The following is an 18,508-nucleotide window of genomic DNA, read 5'->3' on the forward strand; positions in this document are numbered from 1 at the left end:
TCTTCTGTAATTCTCTTATTGGCCCAAGGCGGCCGCAACATCGGCAAACGCGTTTGTTGCGTTCAGGGCAACTATCGCGAAGGTAAAGACAAGCACCTGGGTGTTGAGGCGAAAATCTTCACCCCGGATCAGATTCACTGCAGCCATTGACAGGGCAATCGGGGTCGAAACGCCTGCCAGTACACCCGTCATGCACCAACTGCTGAGACGCAGAACGTCGCTTGGCTTTACGACACCATCGTCGTCATCGAACGTTTCCTGACCTGGCATGTTTGTATCTTCACTGCGAAACGCGATGCTGAGCAATTGTTCATCTGTCAGCTGGATCGGGCGGGACGTCGAAGTATGAAGTACACTTAAGGTGTCACCGTTCTCTGGCATATTCACTGCCGAGAATTGCCCGGTCAGCGACTGAAAAATTTGTTTTCTGTCGCGTGATCGGCTGGGGGCCAGAGTGTCAAAGGCGCTCATAAACTGCTCGACCGTCAGAACCGTGTGTGGCGACAGCCATTCAACGCGCCGGGTCGAACAAATGTCGACCATGCGATACAGAATGACGACCATCATCAGTTCCGAAATCTCGGAGTCATCCAGCAGGGGTGAGACCGGCGTGATTGAAAGAACCAATCTGTTTTGCGGATTTGCGGCGCGGGGTTTTGTTATCGTTTTTAGCCCCGCGGCGCGATCCATACGCTCGTACCGGTCTTCCTGCTCGGGGGTGCCTGTATCCAAGGTCAGTCGCACAAGATACTGACTTGAAACAATGCTGGCTTCAGAATTGCTCAGCAACGCCTTGCGTTCGACCAGATGGCCGTAATCTTCCAGCGTCGTGGCAACGATTGTGCCAAAACGCTCGATCGCGCCATTCGCGTCGCCGTTAAATTGCAGGCCGCCATGGTAGCTGTGCTTCCGAGCCACTGCACTGTCCTTTTTGCGTACTGTTCAGCGAACACTGTAACAACCATTCGTGTGGAGAATTTGGCGGAAAATGCAAAAAAGGTGATTTTACTCCGGTATTGGTTACGCGTTGGAAACCAAGAAACTAAAGGCTTTTGTTTGTCACTGTGGCGGAAATGTGGCGAAAGCGGGTGCGGAGTGTGTTTTTGGTGCGACCGCCTATTGGTCGATTCGGGCGGCCATGATTGCTATGGATTGCTGATAAACAGAGGCCGCGTTCCACTGTTGTAGCACTTGAAAATTCGGCTCCCCTGGCTGATAGCCACGCCCCGGCTTCCACCCTTTCTTGCGAAGATAATTGGCGGTCGAGGCAAGCGCGTCGGTCATGTCATAGAAGTCCACCCGACGGTCGCCGGTGGCATCGACGCCATAGGTCAGGGCGTTGCCCGGCAGGAACTGAGTGTGGCCCAACTCGCCATGTTTTGCCCCTTTTGTCGCCACGGTAATGCTTCCTGCATCGACCAGTTTAAGTGCCCCGATTGCGTGCGGAACAAAGAACTCGGACCGGCGACAATCATAGGCCAGTGTTGTGATTGCGGAAACAACCTGACTGTCTCCCATAAAATTGCCAAAGCCGGTTTCCATGCCGTGAATGGCGATCAGAATGCCCGGCGGAACACCGTATTGCCGTTCAAGCGCAGCATAGAAATCGGGATTTGCAGCCTTGCGTTTGCGCCCCTGCGCGACGATTGCATCAGCGCCTCTGACACGCATGAACTTGTCCAGTGTGTATTTGAAGCTTTTCTGATTGCGGTCTGCCGCAATTGTGCCCGTGGCGTATTGAGCTTGGGCAAGCGCCTGAAGGCCCTTTTTTTTCACACCAGCCTTGCGGGCCTGCTGGGCGAAATCGGCCTTCCAGGCCTCGAACCCCGCGCTGGTATTCCCACAAGGCGCGGCCAGAAGGGGCGAGGACACAAGCAGGGCGAATAATACGTAAAGGCGAAACATGCAGGTAATCCGGTTGTGTTAAAATCTGAGGCCAGCCTACCTTGAGCTTTGAATTGGGCAAAGCAGTTCGTTGGAGTGGCACCAACCGCTCCTGCAAAAGCTTGTTGACTGGTCTGCAGAGCGCCTTTGAAGGGTTTCAGATCCTCAGCATCGGGCAGATAGCAAGGGCGAAGGTAAAAAGTGTGTATTCTGCGTCATGGCGCTCGAAAAGGCTGAACAGCGACAGACCGGCGCAAATGAAACAGGGGCGCCCGTTTGGGCGCCCCTGTAAATCCATGCCGTGTTGCTTAGCAGCTGTAATACATGCCGTACTCAACCGGGTGTGGTGTGTGCTCGTAGGTTTCGACCTCTTCCATCTTCAGGGCGATATAGCCGTCGATCTGGTCTTTGGTGAACACGTCACCTTGCAACAGGAAGTCGTGATCGGAAGCCAGCGCTTCCAGAGCTTCACGCAAGCTGCCGCAGACTGTCGGGATACCGGCCAGTTCCTCGGCAGGTAGATCGTACAGGTTCTTGTCCATGGCTTCGCCCGGATCGATCTTGTTTTTGATGCCGTCCAGGCCAGCCATCAACAGAGCGGCAAACGCCAGGTAGGGGTTCGCTGCCGGATCGGGGAATCGAGCCTCGACACGTTTTGCTTTAGGGCTCTCGGTCCACGGAATACGGACACAACCTGATCGGTTGCGGGCCGAGTAGGCGCGCAGAACTGGGGCTTCGAAACCGGGGATCAGGCGCTTGTAGCTGTTGGTTGCCGGGTTGGTGAAGGCGTTCAGTGTCTTGGCGTGCTTCAGGATACCACCGATGAAGTACAGCGCTTCGTCCGAAAGATCAGCGTATTTGTCACCCGCGAACAGTGGCTTGCCGTCTTTCCAGATCGACATGTTCACGTGCATGCCGGTGCCGTTGTCACCTGCGATAGGCTTCGGCATGAAGGTTGCCGATTTGCCGTACGCATGAGCCACGTTGTGGATGACGTATTTGTACTTTTGCAGTTCATCCGCCTGCTTGGTCAGGCTGTCGAAGATCAGGCCCAGTTCGTGCTGGCATGACGCAACTTCGTGATGGTGCTTGTCGACCTTCATGCCCAGACGCTTCATGGTGGACAGCATTTCCGACCGCAGGTCCTGCGCTTCGTCGATCGGGTTCACCGGGAAGTAGCCACCCTTGACGCCCGGACGGTGGCCCGTATTGCCCATTTCGTATTCGGTGTCGGTGTTCCATGATGCGTCAGTTGCATCAACTTCGTAGGATACCTTGTTGATCGTGTTCGAATAACGGACATCGTCAAACAGGAAAAACTCGGCTTCGGGGCCCATGTATGCAACATCGCCGATCCCCGATGCCTTCAGGTAGGCTTCGGCTTTCTGCGCTGTGCCGCGCGGGTCACGCTCATAGGCTTCGCCTGTATCGGGCTCGACGACCGTGCAGTGTACGCAAATGGTTTTCTCAGCGTAGAACGGATCAACATATGCGCTTTCGGTGTCGATCATCAGCTTCATGTCCGATGCTTCGATCGACTTCCAGCCTGCGATGGACGAGCCATCGAACATGAAGCCTTCGTCCAGGAAGTCTTCGTCGACCTGATCGGCCATCAGGGTCACGTGCTGCAGCTTGCCGCGGGGGTCGGTGAAACGGACGTCGACATATTCGGCGCCCTCTTCCTTGATCAGCTGAAGAACTGCGTCCTTGCTCATTCTCTTAATTCCTCTGACTTGAAGATTGGTATGTTAGAGCGCGTCCGAGCCGGTCTCGCCGGTACGGATGCGAATGGCTTGTTCAACCAGAGAGACAAAGATCTTACCGTCGCCGATCTTGTCGGTCTTGGCTGCCGACACGATGGCCTCGATGGCCGCATCGACCTGGTCATCGTCCAATACGACCTCGACCTTTACCTTGGGCAAAAAGTCGACAACATATTCTGCGCCACGATACAGCTCGGTATGGCCTTTCTGACGGCCGAAACCTTTGACTTCGACGACGCTGAGACCCTGAACACCTACGTCCTGCAACGCCTCTTTCACTTCGTCCAGTTTGAACGGCTTGATGATCGCTTCGATCTTTTTCATTCCGGCTCACCTTGAATGGTTGTCTCAGGCGCAGTGATCACGTCTAAGATCGGGCAGCAACGTGATTGCGGTATCGGTCGGGTCGGTATCCGTTGAAATCAGGCTCTGTGCTAATTTTTGGGCGGTTTGCACAAAAAGTAATCGAAACTGAATCGCGCGAGGGTGTGACATGTCCGAATTGCTGACAGCGGCGCAGATGAGAGCCATCGAGCACGCGGCCATTGAGTCCGGTGAGGTCACGGGCCTGGAGCTGATGGAGCGGGCAGGGCAAGGCGTTGTCGAGGCGATCTTCGAGGAATGGCCAGATCTGGACAGGCGAGGGGCCAACCCCTCGCGCTCCCCGGAGTATTTGGAAAAAGATGAAGATAATCCGTTGCGCGCGGTCGTGCTGTGCGGGCCCGGAAACAACGGCGGTGACGGGTTTGTCGTGGCGCGTCTTTTGCGGGAACTGGGCTGGAAGGTTGAGGTATTCCTGTATGGCGATCCTGACAGGCTGCCGCCGGACGCGCGGGTGAATTATCAGCGATGGGGTGAGTTGGGTGTTATCAACGCGCTTTCAAAAGAAGGCTTGAAGAATGACCGCCTGGCCAATTTTGGAATACCTAACGTTTTGGTGGACGCGATTTTCGGCACGGGGTTGACACGTCCGATTGATCCTGTGCTTGGGCAATTGTTGGAGTATTTTTGCAGCTTGTCATCACGCGTTCGCTTTGTGGCAGTCGATTCACCTTCGGGGCTGTGCATGGACAGCGGAAAGGTGCTTGGTGCCCGAGCAGAAATATTGACCGATGCCAGACCCCTTTCTGCGGATCTGACAGTAACCTTCGAACGAAGAAAACTTGGGCATGTGTTGAGCGACGGTCCGGCCTATTGCCGGAAAGTGAGCGTCGTCGAAATTGGTCTGAATGAAACGTCGGAGCGGCACTGGGGGCAGGTTATTTTGCAAGGAGAAAGAGCAGGCCGGGGTCCAGTCCGCAGCGTCACTCTGGACGACCAAAAGCTCGATAGCGGGCGGCGTGCAAGAACGCTTTTGACAAAGCAAAGCGATTTACCTTCAGTCGTTGCGCACAAATACACCCATGGCCATGCCCTGATCCTTTCGGGTGGCCCCTCCAAATCCGGTGCGGCGCGTCTGGCCGCGCGGGGGGCCTTGCGGATTGGGGCAGGGTTGGTGACGCTGGGGGTGCCATCCTTGGCGTTGGCAGAGGTGGCGAGCCGGATCACTGCCCTCATGCTACAGTGCGTTGATGGTTCTCTAATGCTGTCAGACGTGTTGCAGGACGTGCGGATGAACGCCCTTTGTCTGGGCCCCGGTTTGGGGTTGGAGCGCGCGCGGGACCTGGTGCCGGTCGCCCTGATTGCGAAACGTGCGACGGTTCTGGATGCGGACGCGCTGACAGCTTTTGCGGGTGATCCCGGAAACCTGTTCGAAATGCTGCATGACCGCTGCGTTCTGACCCCACATGGCGGAGAGTTTGCGCGGCTGTTCCCCGATCTGGCGGAAAAGCTGAGCGAAACGCCGGTCAGAGGCCCCGCCTATTCCAAGGTGGACGCAACGCGAGAGGCAGCGGCACGTGCGGGATGTGTCGTGTTGTTCAAAGGGCCGGATACTGTCATTGCGGCTCCGGACGGGCGATGTTCGATCAATGCTGCGTGCTATGATCGCGCGGCCCCTTGGCTTGCAACCGCCGGGTCAGGCGATGTGTTGGCCGGTTATATCGCCGGGCTATTGGCGCGGGGGGTCGATCCGATGACGGCGGCTGAGACAGCAGCGTGGCTGCACGTGGAATGCGCAGGGCGTTTCGGGCCGGGATTGATCGCCGAGGATCTGTCTGAGCAATTGCCCGGTGTTTTCAAACAGCTGAATGTCTAGTTTTTTTGGGCAGAAAGCAGTTCAGGCTCTGACTGAATCGCATGTTTTTGCTGTCAAGATGTGCGCGGATGCATACCGCATATTCGTCAGGTGTATAGGTAAGCATCAGAATTCATTTGCCCGCTGCCAGTATGAGCTGGAGTCGTATCTTGTAAGCTGATGAAAAATAATATAAAATAACAGAATTATCAGTGTGTTCTGTTGCTAAAATACAATTCTTGCGTAAGACAAGGGGCAGACCACTGGAACGCTCGGATTCAGTAAACAAATGGGCAGTATCTGAACCCCGAACCAATTATGGTGAGTGAAATGACCCCAAATATCAAAAAGATATCGGTTGCTGCCTTTCTGACTGCCACGGTCGCTGTTCCGGCAGCCGCAGAGCTGAAATACGAAAATAACAGTGGCGGCTATGTGCTGTTGTACGGGCAGTTTAACCCAGCCTTGATTTCTGTTGATGACGGGCAAGATACCGAGACCCGGGTCCTCGACAACGATCTGTCGAACAGCCGGGTTGGCCTGCGCCTGATGCAGCCATTTGGCCAGAACGAGTTTACCTTTCGCTTGGAAACGGCGTTGGGCTTGCCGAACTCGACTGAATGGAACCAGAACGGTACAAATTTCAGCGGCTGGACTCGCGACGATATCCGATTTGTGGATTTTGCCTTGAAGGGGAGCTACGGCAAATTCTCGGCTGGTCAGGGCAGCATGGTGGCAGATGGTGCTGCCGAGGTGGACCTGTCCTATGTCGGCACCGCGCTGTATTCGTTCACAAACGATGAAAACTCGGGCTTTTTCTATCGTGGCACAAACGGTGTGCTGAGCGGTATTACGGTTGGTGACAGTTCCAGCAACTTTGACGGCTCACGTCGCGGGCGTGTGCGGTATGACACACCAACGGTTAACGGGTTCTCGGCCGCATTTGCATATGGTCAGAACATCCTGTCCAGCAGTGACGATGATGACTACTACGACGTCGGTGTGTTCTATGAAAACACCTTTGCAGGCGGAGTAGAGTTTGCGGCGGCTGTCGCGTATTCGGTGCGGGACCGGGATGACAATTCAGGGGATCGCAAAGATACCATCGGTTCGGCCTCGGTGTTGTTGCCCAGCGGTCTGGGTTTCACCATTGCCGGCGGCACGCGTGACGATGACCGGGCTGGCCAGACGGACCCGAATTACTGGTACGGCAAGGTCTCGTACGAAGGGAACTGGGTTTCCTGGGGTAAGACAGGTGTCGGCATCGACTATTATGACGGCTCGGATTTCGAGACCAACGGGTCCGACACCAAGGCATGGGGTATTGCTGTCGTACAGAAGGTCGAAGCGATCAATACCGATGTATACCTGAAGTATCGCAACCACGACTTCGATGATGGTTCATCCTTTGACAACAACGAAGCATGGGTTCTGGGCGCGCGCTGGAAGTTTTAATTGCCTTCCAGCGACCCAACACGAACGCCCCGAAAACCGGGGCGTTCTTTTTTGCCAAAACCAGGTTGATTCAGCCTTTGCCCCTTGCACGTTGGCGGCAGGGCAAATAGAAGGCGTCAAATTTGCCCGGCGCGCCCGTTTTGCGCGCCCCGAATCCTATGGGGACTACCAAAATGCAGGTTACCGAGACGCTGAACGAAGGTCTGAAACGCGGCTACAACATCGTTGTGACCGCAGCCGAACTGGACGACAAGGTCAATGAAAAGCTGACCGAAGCACAGCCGGAAATCGAAATGAAAGGCTTCCGCAAAGGCAAGGTGCCGATGGCGCTGCTGAAAAAGCAGTTTGGCCAGCGCCTGCTGGGCGAGGCGATGCAGGAATCCATCGACGGTGCGATGAACAAGCATTTTGAGGACAGCGGCGACCGCCCCGCGCTGCAGCCCGAAGTCAAGATGACCAACGAGGACTGGAAAGAAGGCGATGATATCGAGGTCGCGATGTCCTACGAAGCGCTGCCCGCGATCCCTGAGGTCGATCTGAAATCGGTCGCGCTGGACAAGCTGATCGTCAAGGCGGATGACGCCGCCGTCGAGGAAGCGCTGAACAACCTGGCTGAAACCGCTCAGGACTTCAAAGCCCGCCGCAAGGGTTCGAAAGCCAAGGAAGGCGACCAGATCGTGTTCGATTTCGTCGGCAAGGTTGATGGTGAAGAATTCGAAGGTGGATCGGCGGAAGATTACCCGCTGGTTCTGGGCTCGAACAGCTTCATCCCCGGTTTTGAAGACCAACTGGTCGGTGTGAAGGCCGAGGAAGAAAAAGACGTCAACGTGACTTTCCCGGAAGAATATGGTGCCGAACACCTGGCCGGAAAAGACGCGGTCTTCACCTGCACGATCAAGGAAGTGAAAGAGCCGGTTGCAGCTGAGATCAACGATGAGCTGGCGATGAAGTTCGGCGCCGAGGATCTGGCCGCCCTGAAAACTCAGATCTCGGAACGTCTGGAAGCAGAATACGCGGGTGCATCGCGCGCTGTCATGAAGCGGGCCCTGCTGGACGCGCTGGATGAGAAAGTGTCCTTCGACCTGCCGCCGTCGCTGGTTGAAGCCGAAGCCAAGCAGATTGCACATCAGCTGTGGCACGAGGAAAACCCCGAGGTAACCGGTCATGACCACGGTGAGATCGAACCCACCGATGAGCACAACAAGCTGGCCGAACGCCGCGTGCGTCTGGGTCTGTTGCTGGCTGAACTGGGCCAAAAGGCAGAGGTGGAAGTCACCGACGCCGAGATGACCCAGGCGATCATGAATCAGGCGCGTCAGTACCCGGGTCAGGAACGCCAGTTCTTCGAGTTCGTACAGCAGAACGCTCAGATGCAGCAGCAACTTCGCGCGCCGATCTTCGAAGACAAGGTTGTCGACTATGTGTTCGAGCTGGCCCAGGTCAGCGAAAAGGAAGTCAGCAAGGACGACCTGCAAAAAGCCATTGAGGCATTGGAAGAGGAATAATCCTCTTCCTTCCCTCTTTGTTCAGAGAGGGGAAAAAACGGAGCCGCCTGTAAACAGACGGCTCCGCATGGGTGGCTTTTGTATCTATGAGGTGAGGGGGTCAGGCCTCATGAGCAAAAGCACGGGGGGTTTCTAACAAAGCGATCTTCTGCTCTGGTGTGAACGTATCCGAGAGCGCTTCGATCAGCTTCAGAACGTCCTGACGTTCAGCTTCGTTCCTCGCGGCGCTCATCTGTTCCACAAAATACTTCTCAAGATCAGTCAGTGGCTTGTGATCCTGATTGGCCGGGTTCTGGGTTGCGGCCTTCTTGGCTGCAAACAGTGCCAGTGCCTCTTCGTCGTCCATAAAGACGTTCTCATGGATGCCTGCAAATTCGCGCAGGCCCGAGATGCGTTCATCGGTACAATCCAACAGGGCGGCCAGTGCCGAGACTTTCCCCATGGGAACCGTTTCGCCGACATAGTCATATGGCGCGCAGTTCGACCGTTTCAGAACCCGGTCCATGACCGGATCGATTACGGTGATGATATCCTGAATGCCTGAGTTCTTGGCATATTCCAGAGAACCAATCATCAGCTCGCAGGTAGCATAAGAGACAGAGTTCTTTTCCTTGCCACGCGTTAGGCGCTGCGTGTCCACGCAGAAGCGTGTCGATTCCCACATTGTTGCGCTGCGAAGTGGTGCTTCCCCGCAAAGGATTGCCGAAAACACATCCGACAACATATGAGGTCCTGTGGTCTGTAGGGCACGCACGGCTGCGACGACATTCCCCCCGTCGTCGAGTCCGATTACATATGCCGGGTCCAGATGATCGAATTCATCAATTTCCTTGCCGTCTTCGATCTTTACGTCCCATCCAAGACGTCCGCCAAAAACACGTGCTCTCAACTCGAACATTTCGTCAAGAACTTCGCTGAACATATGTCTGTTCAGGCCATCTACCACGATGATCATTTCTTCCCCCTTCGAGTGGTTGTTCGGTAATACTGACGTTACCGCTCTCGAAAGATTTTTCTATTGGGGGATTCCCGTATTTTGACGAAATTTGGGGATTTTTTTGTTTATCCCGGGGTAATAAGCCCGATCGCTATCGCCCGCCCTACAGCCTGAGGGGTGGTCAGCGCACTAAGCTTTTCCCGGCTCGAACGCAAGTGTACTTCTACGGTTCGGTGCGAAATAGACAAAATATCGCCGATATCCTGCTGCGACTTACCTGCGGCGACCCATTGCAGGATTTCCGCTTCGCGAGAGGACAATGTCGGATGATATAGTGCGTTGGTCAGCTGATCCGACGACACGACATTGTCGTGGATGTGTACGGCCATGGCCTGCAAATCGCCGATAAAGTTTGTATAGAGCTTACGCCACTCTTCCTTGCTGCAATTTCGGGTTGCGCTCAGCAGGCCAATATCGCCGTAAGGGCCACGTACCGGGATCGTAACTCCCTGACTGGGCAGGCCAAAATCATGAGCATCCCGGAACACACGCTGAAAATCCGGACTCCGTTCAAGACGGCTCCAATCCACCGGCGCAATACTGCGGCGGGCCATGTGGATGGTCGGGTCGATCATGATCAGACCTTGTTTCTGGTAGTGCTCGGTCCAGGCGTCGTCATAGGTGACAAAGCCAGCCACTGTTCCTGCCGCGGGATTCATACCAGCGTAGGCCGCATGATCCATGTCATGCTTCTCACAGATTTGCCTTAGAAACTCGGTATATCGAACTTCAGAATCCGGCAGAGTGCTCAGATCGACAATTTCCATGTGGCGCCTACCAGCTGTGGCCCATCTTGCCGCCCGATGGTGTCGTCGAGCATGCGTATTACACAGAGTGGAACCCGTTTACCTCACCACGTCAGAACATCATACTTTTCTAAACATGACAAGGAGAGGTCTTAATTGTCTGTGCAATACCGCATATTGCGACAACCAATAGAACATTTTTGTCACTATTCAGTTTCAAGTGCCAAATCCGGCCAATTTCTGACGCCAATGGACGTCAGGGCGCCGGTCTCAACCCGGTTTCGACCAGCATCCCCTTGGCTTTTGCCTCTGGATAGTAACCTTTGGCGTACAGGAAAATCGCCCTGCGTTGATCCCCGTCGGACAGCAGCCAGGCACCGCGCAGGTACTTTCCCGCAAACTCAAGGTTGGTGTCTGCGTCCAGCAAACCTTCGGCTTTACCGGTGTAACCCATCGAGCGCGCAGTGGCGGGTAGAACCTGTAGAAGGCCGTAATAGGGCTGGTTGACGGCCCATGGTCGGTGCGTGCTTTCACGTATGGCCAGCTTGTGAACCAGCTCTCGCGGAACCTGATAATGATCCGCCCATCTGTTGATCGAAGCTCTCAGCTCGGGCGTTTCATTTGGGTGAAGCGGCGGGTCAAAACGTGGCGTACCCGCCTTGGAGACCTGGTCTGCCCCGCAGGCAACCAACGACACAAATAGAAACAGTGCCAGGAAACTTTGGCGCAGATAAACAAGCATTTTTCGGTCCTCTGGATTTCGGCGGCAATGATACGGATCGGACAATAAGTCTTCAAGCTTACCCCGGAAAATGGGCTGAAACTTGCCGGTACGACTTGTGAACACATAGGGAAAAAAGAAAAGGCCGCGCTTTGGCGCGGCCTTTGGAATGCTTACAAGCAGCCGGATCAGGCTTTGGCTTCGTCTTCTTCAACCGGTGCTGCGTCGGCAACCATGTCGTCGTCCGAAGCGGCCGAGCCGATGTCCTCGAACAGTTCGGCGATCTCGAATTCAGCAGCGGCTTCTTCTTCAGCAGCCAGTTCCTGAATCGATTTGCCCGAAGCCTGCAGTTCGGCTTCTTCTGCCGAACGGGCCACGTTCATTTTGATTTCGACTTCAACCTCGGGGTGCAGTTTGACTGCGACAGTGTGCAGACCCAGTTCCTTGATCGGGGCGATCAGGACAATCTGTTTCTTGTCGACGGTGAAACCTGCGTCGGTTGCGGCGTCAGCGGCGTCACGCGGGGTGACCGAACCGTACAGAGCGCCGGCATCCGATGCCGAGCGAATCACGATGAACTGCTGACCGTCCAGCTTTTCAGCCAGTGCTTCAGCTTCTTTCTTGGTTTCCAGGTTGCGGGCCTCAAGCTGCGCTTTCTGGGCTTCGAACGACGCGATGTTGGCGTCGGACGCGCTCAGGGCTTTGCCTTGGGGCAGCAGGAAGTTGCGGGCGTAGCCGGGCTTGACGTCAACGACGTCGCCCATCTGACCCAGTTTCGCAACGCGTTCCAGCAGGATAACTTGCATGTCAGTCTCTCCTTACTTCACAGCGTAGGGCAGCAGGGCGAGGAAGCGGGCGCGCTTGATAGCACGGGCCAGTTCACGCTGCTTCTTCGCCGAAACGGCGGTGATGCGCGAAGGAACGATCTTGCCACGCTCAGAGATGTAGCGCTGCAGCAGACGGGTGTCTTTGTAGTCGATCTTCGGCGCGTTCTCACCCGAGAACGGGCAGACCTTGCGGCGGCGGAAAAATGGTTTTGCGGCCATGGTTTAGAGTCCTTTTCTCAGGCGTTGATCAACGGCGCTCGCGGCGTTCGCCACGTTCGTCACGCTTCTGCATCTGAACCGACGGACCATCTTCGTGGCCGTCGACCTTGATGGTCAGAACGCGCATGACATCTTCATGCAGACGCATCAGGCGTTCCATTTCCTGCACCGCGCCCGAGGGGGCATCGGTTTTCAGAAAGGCATAGTGGCCTTTGCGGTTTTTGTTGATCTTGTAGGCCATCGTCTTGACGCCCCAGTACTCGCTATCAACCAGCTTGCCGCCGTTGTCAGCCAGAACGGTGCCGAAATGTTCGACGAGGCTTTCCGCCTGCGCGTTGGACAGATCCTGACGCGCGATCATTACATGCTCATACAGTGGCATGTGCACTCCTGTTTATATCAAGGCGCATTTCATAGGCGGGGCCAAACGTTCCTTCGCGACCCTGCCACGAGAGGCTGCGCGATTCATACGACTGCGAAGGATGGCCCCGTATACACGTCTGAGCCGCAAGGGCAAGCCCTGCCACATATGCCTCTGAGACGCCGCCCAAATTCCTTTAGGCCGCCCAATTGCTGACGCTTTTCGGCTCAAAGTTGTTTTGCATACCGGACATCAACCGGATCAACAGAATTTCGAAAGTAACCTTAAAAGGGTGACGTGTTATGACCGCTACTAACACAAACGCATATCAGGAAAACGTTGCCGGCTCGCGATTTGAAAATTCAGTGCCGGTAATGATCACGTTTGCACCGAACTGGAAGGCCCGCCTGGTCCTGGCGCGGATGGTCGGGGCGTTCCTGATCGTTTCCGCGTTTTCAATGTGGTTGATGCCCGGATCGGTCGTTGGCGCAGATGTTTGGCCGATCAAGATGGCGGCGTCCATGCTGTTTCTGGTCGTTGGCGTCGCCCTTCTGACGATCGAGGTTCTTGACCCGCGTCCTGACGCCTATTTCGACCCGATCCGTCGCGAAGTCCGGGTGTTGCAGAAAAACGAAGACGGGCGCCCTCAGACTGTCCTGCGCCGCAGCTATGACTCGCTGGGTGGGGCGCGTTTCGAAGAAAACGAAGTTCATCTGTTTGACGTGGACGGCAGCCTTTTGATGAAGCTGCCACTTGAATCGGCGGATGTCAGCCGGGCGCTGAAAGGTCAACTAAGCAAGAGCGTAACAATTTTCGGCTGAGTTTTATTCTGTTCAAAAACGAACAGAAGTTGTGAATCAAAAATAGTTGTGTGCTGCCCCTGGGCAGCACATTTTGCGTTCAAGCAATCCTGACGGATTGCAATCACAAAACCGCGGAGATTGATATGAAATCCACCTTTCTTGCTGCTGCATTGGCCGTGTCAGCGACGACGGCATTCGCCAGCGCCGAGAAATACGTGTTGGACCCCAGCCACAGCCAGGTCATTTTCAGCTATGACCATCTTGGGTTCTCAACCACGACTGGCATGTTTTCCGGCTTTGAAGGCGAGATCATGTTTGATCAGGAAAACCCCGCCGCTTCGAGCGTGAGCGTGTCGATGCCCGTATTGGAGATGTTTACCGGCTGGAAACCCCGTGAAGATCACTTCATGACCGAGGATTTCTTTGGCGCGGCCGAAGGGGATCTGATCACCTTTACATCGACAGGAATCGAAGTGACCGGTGACAACACCGCGAACATCACTGGCGATCTGACGATGAACGGTGTGACCAAATCAGTTGTTCTGGACGCAAAGCTCAACAAGGCTGACACCCACCCGATGGCGAACCAGCCCTGGGCTGGTTTCAATGCCACGACAACGCTGGTCCGCAGTGAATTCGACCTGGGTCAGTTTGCACCGTTTGTCAGCGACGAAGTGCAAATCCAGATTTCGGTCGAGGCACAAAAAGCCGAGTAATCGCAGAATCACGAACAGAAAAACGCCGGTGATTTAATCACCGGCGTTTTTTTTGCCTTACTGACCGCGTATCGCAGTGAGTTCTACGGATACTGCGACGGTAAAGCCCAGCGAGTCTTCGGTAGGCTGCGATGTGCCTACATCAAACGCCAACCGGTTAAGCTCGATTGTGCCCGCCATGGTAGCAGTGTCGCCCTGCAGGTCCAGCGAGAAAAGCAAAACGACATCGATCGACTTGTCGCGAATAGTAAGCGGGCCGCGCGCCTCATAACCACTTTCGGTTTTATAAAGATCGGCCTTGAACTGAGCAGTGGGGAACCGGGCGTTGTCGAAGAAATCTGGCTCCATGGCCTGATCGGATACGGTTCCAAGACGAAGCGAGCCAATGGATATCGTTACATCGACAGATCCCGCCAGGCCCGGGTCTGTGGGCTCGTCAAAGGTAATTGCGGCAGTCCAGTCAGAAAACGAACCTGTCACGGGGCTGTTCAATTGCGAAATTGTAATCGACAGCGTGCCGCTCTGAACTTGCCATTCCGATTGAACCTCAGCCAATTGGACATCCGGGGCTTCCCCTATGTTAGGGGCCAGCTTCCCGGTTGCCCAGCCTCCGGTGACGACGACACCCCAGACCGCCAGTGCAGCGACGGCTGGAATCAGTGAATGGGTTTGATGTGGTGGTTCCGGCGCATCTGACAGACCCGGTAACATCCGACGCAATGTGCCGTCCTTGTCGATGACGTGATGTTTCAGCGCACCTGCAATGTGCAGGACAAGGGAAACAACCAGAACCCACATGAAGAGCCAGTGCAGAACTCCTGTAACCTCGGCCACGGCGGTGGATTTCGGTACAAAAGGCAGGTTTTGGCCGAAGGGCCAAAGGATTGGGGCAAAGCCCTCGGTCGCGGCGTGGTGAATCCAACCGGTCAGGGGCACAAGGACCAGCGAACCGTAAAGCAGCCAGTGGACGGTTTCAGCGGCGAAGGCTTCGGGTTTGTTGTCAGCATTCAGAAGGCCGGGCTTGGTTTGCGTGAACGCCCAAAGAATGCGGGCCAATGCCACGAAGAACACGGTAACCCCTACGGTTTTATGCAATGAGAACACGCGCGCTGCACGGGCAATTTCCAACTCGGTCGGGGCCGCTGCCGAGTGCAATACCGCATGTGCCAGATTGTCCGCGACCCAGCCGAGGGGCAAAGCCGTGAAGATCAGCAACGCGGTTAGCCAATGAAACGTCTTTGCGATGCTGCCGTAGCTTGAAAAGGAATTGGTCGATTGCATGTGTCGGACGCTCCGGGATTCTGGGTTGTGCCCAAGGTAAAGCCGGATGAAACAGACACAAGTGAGCGCGGGTGCACACAAAAGGTGCCACAATGCAGAAAGCAGGCAATGCTTGTGCCAGACGATCAGTCAGTTTACACCCCGCCGCAACCTGAAACCATCCATGAGGTTGCAATGACACTCGCGTTCGTTTTTCCGGGACAAGGCGCCCAGACCATAGGTATGGGCAAAGCTCTGGCAGAGGCCTATCCGGCGGCTCAGGCCATTTTCGATGAGGTGGACGACGCGTTGGGCGAGAAGTTGAGCAGTCTGATTTGGGACGGTGATATTGCTGACCTGACACTGACCCAGAATGCTCAACCCGCGTTGATGGCGACATCGATGGCAGCCATGCGTGCTTTGGAAGCCGAGGGCGTATCCGTCAGCATGGCGGCTTTTGTGGCGGGGCATTCACTGGGTGAATACTCGGCTCTGGCCGCGGCGGGGGCCTTGTCTGTTGCAGATACAGCGCGTTTGCTGCGCACCCGTGGTCAGGCTATGCAAAGCGCGGTACCCGTGGGCGAGGGGGCCATGGCCGCCATTCTGGGGCTGGATCTGGAGGCCGTACGCGCCGTGGCGGAAGAAGCCGCACAGGGCGAGGTCTGTCAGGCCGCAAATGACAACGATCCCACGCAGGTCGTCGTGTCGGGTTCAAAAGCGGCTGTCGAGCGCGCAGCCGAGATAGCCAAGGAAAAAGGTGCAAAACGTGCCGTTATGTTGCCGGTAAGTGCTCCATTTCACTGTTCGCTGATGAAACCTGCTGCAGATGTAATGGCAGAAGCGCTTGTTGCCGTCGAAATTAAGGCACCAGCCGTACCTTTGGTGGCCAATGTTCGCGCCGAGGCTGTCAGCGATCCGGATCTGATCCGTCAATTGCTGGTCGAGCAGGTGACCGGTTCGGTTCGCTGGCGGGAAAGCGTGCAATATATGGCGGCTCAAGGCGTGACTGAAACATGGGAAATCGGCGCTGGCAAGGCGCTGTCCGGTATGATCCGCAAGATCGATCGCGAAATCGCGGGCAAGGCCGTGGGCACACCGGAAGACGTTCAGAAGACCATTCAGGTCGAATCGTAAGCTCAATCCGCGTTGTAAGCGACGCAGCAAGAGGGAAACCGAATGTTTGATTTAACAGGTAAGAATGCGCTGATCACCGGTGCTTCGGGCGGTATCGGAGGTGACATCGCACGTGCGTTGCATGGCGCAGGTGCAACGGTTGGTTTGTCCGGTACACGCGTTGAACCGCTTCAGGCTCTGGCCGACGAACTGGGCGAACGCGCGCATGTTCTGCCTTGCAACTTAAGTGACCCGGAAGCCGTTGAAGCGTTGCCTAAGCAAGCGGCCGAGGCGATGGGATCGGTGGACATTCTTGTAAACAACGCCGGAATCACGCGCGACAACCTGTTCATGCGCATGTCCGACGAAGAATGGCAAAGCGTCATTGACGTGAACATGACCTCGACCATGAAACTGTGCAAAGGGGTGATCCGGGGCATGATGAAGGCGCGCTGGGGCCGTATCGTCAATATCTCGTCCGTGGTGGCCGCAATCGGCAATCCGGGGCAGGCGAACTATGCCGCGTCCAAGGCCGGTATGATCGGGTTTTCCAAGGCTTTGGCCCACGAAGTTGCGACACGCGGAATTACTGTGAATTCCGTGGCACCTGGATTTATCACAACTGCAATGACCGAGAAACTGACCGAGGAACAGAAAAAGGGTCTGTTGCTCAAGGTTCCGGCCGGTCGCATGGGCGATCCCGAGGAAATTGCAGCTGCCGTTCTGTATCTTTCCAGCCCCGAAGCGGGCTATGTTACCGGAAGCACCTTGCATGTGAACGGTGGTATGGCCATGTTGTGAGCGCGACAGGGGCGAGTGCGAAAGCGTTTGCCTCTTGCGTCGACTATGCTATAGGCGGCGCATCTATGCGGGGCCGGTCGTTCAGGTCGGCCTTCTATTTCCCGGTTCGCCGGGACCGAAACCGCCCAAAACGGGCAAACCAAAGCCAACCCGTGCGGGCAAGGGCAGAATCGGGCGGACCGCCCTGTAAAGGAATGAGGAATAGACATGAGCGACGTCGCAGATCGCGTTAAGAAGATCGTTGTTGAGCACCTGGGTGTTGAAGAAGATAAAGTCGTGGAAAACGCGTCCTTCATCGACGATCTGGGCGCAGATAGCCTGGACACTGTTGAGCTGGTCATGGCCTTCGAAGAAGAGTTCGGCATCGAGATCCCCGATGACGCAGCCGAGACCATCCAGACCTTTGGCGACGCCGTCAAGTTCATCAGCGAAGCGTCCTAAGCGTTTCTTTCTGATCAAAATCGGCGCTTCCGGGCAACGGGGGCGCCGTTTTTTTATGCCTGCCCGAATTTCGGACTTGCGTGGCTATTGTGGCCTGCGCACTGTTTCCACTGAGGCAAAACTCAAAGTGGACAGGGCATGATAAGATCCACTCCGATGATAAATACCGCGCGTTTGACGCTGTGCGCCATGCGCCCGGAAGACTTCGACCGGTTTGCGGAAATTTGGCGTGACCCTTGTGTCGTCCGGCATATCGGCGGCTCTCCCCGGTCGCGTGGCGAAGCGTGGGATTCGTTCCTGCGTAATGCCGGGCATTGGCAGATGGCCGGTTTTGGCCAGTGGGGCGTGATGCAACAATCGAATCGCAAGCTGATAGGGCAGGCCGGATTCTTCTATAGCAACCGATGCATGGGCGACGATTTCGACGGCTTCCCAGAGGCGGGGTGGGTGCTGGTCCCCGAAGCACAGGGGCAGGGATTGGGATACGAGGCAGCCAAGGCTGCGCATGACTGGTTTGATCGGGTGATTCCCGGACCGTTGGTCGCGATGATAAACGCGACGAACATGTCTTCGCAGAAACTCGCCAAGAAGCTAGGCTATGTTCTGATGCGGGAAGGGGTGTATAATGAAACCCCGGTGCATTTGTTACGACGCAACGGACCGCCAGCTCGCGCATAGATTCGCCACTTAAACAGTATGCCGCAAAATGGCCAAGCTGTG

The 18,508-nt window shown here is 55.7% G+C and carries 20 protein-coding genes; 9 read left to right on the forward strand and 11 right to left on the reverse strand.

The features are described 5' to 3' along the window. Positions 1-15: 15 nt before the first annotated feature. The 4 genes from ACR0ID_RS00840 to ACR0ID_RS00855 form a co-directional block, all read right to left on the reverse strand. Positions 16-918, reverse strand: a complete 903-nt coding sequence (locus ACR0ID_RS00840) for a hypothetical protein (protein ID WP_480603226.1) — start codon at positions 916-918, stop codon at positions 16-18. Between the two features lie 198 nt (positions 919-1,116). Next, entirely contained in the window at positions 1,117-1,905 is a 789-nt protein-coding gene (locus ACR0ID_RS00845; protein ID WP_480473396.1) for a lytic murein transglycosylase, read from the reverse strand. A 287-nt stretch (positions 1,906-2,192) separates the two neighbouring features. Next, positions 2,193-3,599, reverse strand: a complete 1,407-nt coding sequence (gene glnA / locus ACR0ID_RS00850) for a type I glutamate--ammonia ligase (RefSeq protein ID WP_480473395.1) — start codon at positions 3,597-3,599, stop codon at positions 2,193-2,195. Between the two features lie 33 nt (positions 3,600-3,632). Continuing rightward, positions 3,633-3,971, reverse strand: coding sequence for a P-II family nitrogen regulator (locus ACR0ID_RS00855; protein WP_480603227.1), 339 nt, complete (start codon positions 3,969-3,971; stop codon positions 3,633-3,635). Positions 3,972-4,140: 169 nt separating this feature from the next. On the opposite strand from ACR0ID_RS00855, the gene ACR0ID_RS00860 reads away from it, so the two are divergent. The 3 genes from ACR0ID_RS00860 to tig all read left to right on the forward strand — a co-directional run bounded on the left by ACR0ID_RS00860 (position 4,141) and on the right by tig (position 8,783). Continuing rightward, positions 4,141-5,844, forward strand: a complete 1,704-nt coding sequence (locus ACR0ID_RS00860; protein WP_480603229.1) for an NAD(P)H-hydrate dehydratase — start codon at positions 4,141-4,143, stop codon at positions 5,842-5,844. A 309-nt stretch (positions 5,845-6,153) separates the two neighbouring features. After that, positions 6,154-7,278, forward strand: a complete 1,125-nt coding sequence (locus ACR0ID_RS00865) for a porin (protein ID WP_480603231.1) — start codon at positions 6,154-6,156, stop codon at positions 7,276-7,278. Positions 7,279-7,451: 173 nt separating this feature from the next. Beyond that, a complete protein-coding gene (tig, locus tag ACR0ID_RS00870; RefSeq protein WP_480603233.1) occupies positions 7,452-8,783 on the forward strand; it encodes a trigger factor in 1,332 nt (443 codons plus the stop codon). Positions 8,784-8,883: 100 nt separating this feature from the next. Here tig and ACR0ID_RS00875 read toward each other — a convergent pair whose 3' ends face one another. The 6 genes from ACR0ID_RS00875 to rpsF all read right to left on the reverse strand — a co-directional run bounded on the left by ACR0ID_RS00875 (position 8,884) and on the right by rpsF (position 12,675). Then, on the reverse strand, positions 8,884-9,738 hold the full coding sequence (locus ACR0ID_RS00875; RefSeq protein WP_480517482.1) for an acyl-homoserine-lactone synthase: 855 nt from the start codon (positions 9,736-9,738) through the stop codon (positions 8,884-8,886). A gap of 107 nt (positions 9,739-9,845) precedes the next feature. Beyond that, positions 9,846-10,547, reverse strand: a complete 702-nt coding sequence (locus ACR0ID_RS00880; protein WP_480473391.1) for an autoinducer binding domain-containing protein — start codon at positions 10,545-10,547, stop codon at positions 9,846-9,848. 235 nt (positions 10,548-10,782) lie between these two features. After that, entirely contained in the window at positions 10,783-11,268 is a 486-nt protein-coding gene (locus tag ACR0ID_RS00885; RefSeq protein ID WP_480517480.1) for a transglycosylase SLT domain-containing protein, read from the reverse strand. Between the two features lie 167 nt (positions 11,269-11,435). Continuing rightward, the gene (gene rplI, locus ACR0ID_RS00890; RefSeq protein ID WP_480603235.1) at positions 11,436-12,053 is read right to left on the reverse strand and encodes a 50S ribosomal protein L9; all 618 of its coding nucleotides are present in this window, start codon (positions 12,051-12,053) and stop codon (positions 11,436-11,438) included. Positions 12,054-12,065: 12 nt separating this feature from the next. Next, the gene (gene rpsR, locus ACR0ID_RS00895; protein WP_005608650.1) at positions 12,066-12,293 is read right to left on the reverse strand and encodes a 30S ribosomal protein S18; all 228 of its coding nucleotides are present in this window, start codon (positions 12,291-12,293) and stop codon (positions 12,066-12,068) included. 28 nt (positions 12,294-12,321) lie between these two features. After that, positions 12,322-12,675, reverse strand: a complete 354-nt coding sequence (rpsF, locus tag ACR0ID_RS00900) for a 30S ribosomal protein S6 (protein ID WP_209503558.1) — start codon at positions 12,673-12,675, stop codon at positions 12,322-12,324. 353 nt (positions 12,676-13,028) lie between these two features. Here rpsF and ACR0ID_RS00905 point away from each other — a divergent pair, with 353 nt between their 5' ends. Then, a complete protein-coding gene (locus ACR0ID_RS00905) occupies positions 13,029-13,475 on the forward strand; it encodes a hypothetical protein (RefSeq protein WP_480603237.1) in 447 nt (148 codons plus the stop codon). Between the two features lie 125 nt (positions 13,476-13,600). Then, positions 13,601-14,173 (forward strand): YceI family protein, encoded by a 573-nt coding sequence (locus tag ACR0ID_RS00910; RefSeq protein ID WP_480517476.1) that lies wholly within the window; start codon positions 13,601-13,603, stop codon positions 14,171-14,173. Positions 14,174-14,230: 57 nt separating this feature from the next. Here the strand turns inward: ACR0ID_RS00910 and ACR0ID_RS00915 are convergent, their stop codons facing one another. Further along, the gene (locus ACR0ID_RS00915; RefSeq protein ID WP_480603239.1) at positions 14,231-15,454 is read right to left on the reverse strand and encodes a cytochrome b/b6 domain-containing protein; all 1,224 of its coding nucleotides are present in this window, start codon (positions 15,452-15,454) and stop codon (positions 14,231-14,233) included. A 174-nt stretch (positions 15,455-15,628) separates the two neighbouring features. Here ACR0ID_RS00915 and fabD point away from each other — a divergent pair, with 174 nt between their 5' ends. The 4 genes from fabD (at position 15,629) to ACR0ID_RS00935 (ending at position 18,466) form a co-directional block, all read left to right on the forward strand. Then, positions 15,629-16,567 carry an ACP S-malonyltransferase gene (fabD, locus tag ACR0ID_RS00920; RefSeq protein ID WP_480603241.1) on the forward strand — a complete coding sequence of 313 codons (939 nt, stop codon included), beginning with the start codon at positions 15,629-15,631 and terminating at the stop codon, positions 16,565-16,567. A gap of 42 nt (positions 16,568-16,609) precedes the next feature. Continuing rightward, entirely contained in the window at positions 16,610-17,347 is a 738-nt protein-coding gene (gene fabG, locus ACR0ID_RS00925; RefSeq protein ID WP_480473386.1) for a 3-oxoacyl-[acyl-carrier-protein] reductase, read from the forward strand. Between the two features lie 207 nt (positions 17,348-17,554). Then, complete coding sequence (locus ACR0ID_RS00930) at positions 17,555-17,788, forward strand: acyl carrier protein (RefSeq protein ID WP_050602116.1); 234 nt, start codon at positions 17,555-17,557, stop codon at positions 17,786-17,788. Positions 17,789-17,926: 138 nt separating this feature from the next. Beyond that, positions 17,927-18,466 carry a GNAT family N-acetyltransferase gene (locus tag ACR0ID_RS00935; protein WP_480473385.1) on the forward strand — a complete coding sequence of 180 codons (540 nt, stop codon included), beginning with the start codon at positions 17,927-17,929 and terminating at the stop codon, positions 18,464-18,466. Positions 18,467-18,508: the final 42 nt, after the last annotated feature.

This window comes from Ruegeria sp. AL2, assembly GCF_056540845.1.

Bases quoted from the DNA above. Each gene is read 5' to 3' on its own strand.
- rpsF (WP_209503558.1), bottom strand. From the start codon at position 12,675: ATGCCACTGTATGAGCATGTAATGATCGCGCGTCAGGATCTGTCCAAC.
- ACR0ID_RS00885 (WP_480517480.1), bottom strand. From the start codon at position 11,268: ATGCTTGTTTATCTGCGCCAAAGTTTCCTGGCACTGTTTCTATTTGTG.
- ACR0ID_RS00910 (WP_480517476.1), top strand. From the start codon at position 13,601: ATGAAATCCACCTTTCTTGCTGCTGCATTGGCCGTGTCAGCGACGACG.
- tig (WP_480603233.1), top strand. From the start codon at position 7,452: ATGCAGGTTACCGAGACGCTGAACGAAGGTCTGAAACGCGGCTACAAC.
- fabD (WP_480603241.1), top strand. From the start codon at position 15,629: ATGACACTCGCGTTCGTTTTTCCGGGACAAGGCGCCCAGACCATAGGT.
- ACR0ID_RS00935 (WP_480473385.1), top strand. From the start codon at position 17,927: ATGATAAGATCCACTCCGATGATAAATACCGCGCGTTTGACGCTGTGC.
- ACR0ID_RS00875 (WP_480517482.1), bottom strand. From the start codon at position 9,738: ATGATCATCGTGGTAGATGGCCTGAACAGACATATGTTCAGCGAAGTT.
- ACR0ID_RS00865 (WP_480603231.1), top strand. From the start codon at position 6,154: ATGACCCCAAATATCAAAAAGATATCGGTTGCTGCCTTTCTGACTGCC.
- fabG (WP_480473386.1), top strand. From the start codon at position 16,610: ATGTTTGATTTAACAGGTAAGAATGCGCTGATCACCGGTGCTTCGGGC.
- ACR0ID_RS00915 (WP_480603239.1), bottom strand. From the start codon at position 15,454: ATGCAATCGACCAATTCCTTTTCAAGCTACGGCAGCATCGCAAAGACG.
- glnA (WP_480473395.1), bottom strand. From the start codon at position 3,599: ATGAGCAAGGACGCAGTTCTTCAGCTGATCAAGGAAGAGGGCGCCGAA.
- ACR0ID_RS00930 (WP_050602116.1), top strand. From the start codon at position 17,555: ATGAGCGACGTCGCAGATCGCGTTAAGAAGATCGTTGTTGAGCACCTG.
- ACR0ID_RS00905 (WP_480603237.1), top strand. From the start codon at position 13,029: ATGATCACGTTTGCACCGAACTGGAAGGCCCGCCTGGTCCTGGCGCGG.
- rpsR (WP_005608650.1), bottom strand. From the start codon at position 12,293: ATGGCCGCAAAACCATTTTTCCGCCGCCGCAAGGTCTGCCCGTTCTCG.
- ACR0ID_RS00855 (WP_480603227.1), bottom strand. From the start codon at position 3,971: ATGAAAAAGATCGAAGCGATCATCAAGCCGTTCAAACTGGACGAAGTG.
- rplI (WP_480603235.1), bottom strand. From the start codon at position 12,053: ATGCAAGTTATCCTGCTGGAACGCGTTGCGAAACTGGGTCAGATGGGC.
- ACR0ID_RS00845 (WP_480473396.1), bottom strand. From the start codon at position 1,905: ATGTTTCGCCTTTACGTATTATTCGCCCTGCTTGTGTCCTCGCCCCTT.
- ACR0ID_RS00880 (WP_480473391.1), bottom strand. From the start codon at position 10,547: ATGGAAATTGTCGATCTGAGCACTCTGCCGGATTCTGAAGTTCGATAT.
- ACR0ID_RS00860 (WP_480603229.1), top strand. From the start codon at position 4,141: ATGTCCGAATTGCTGACAGCGGCGCAGATGAGAGCCATCGAGCACGCG.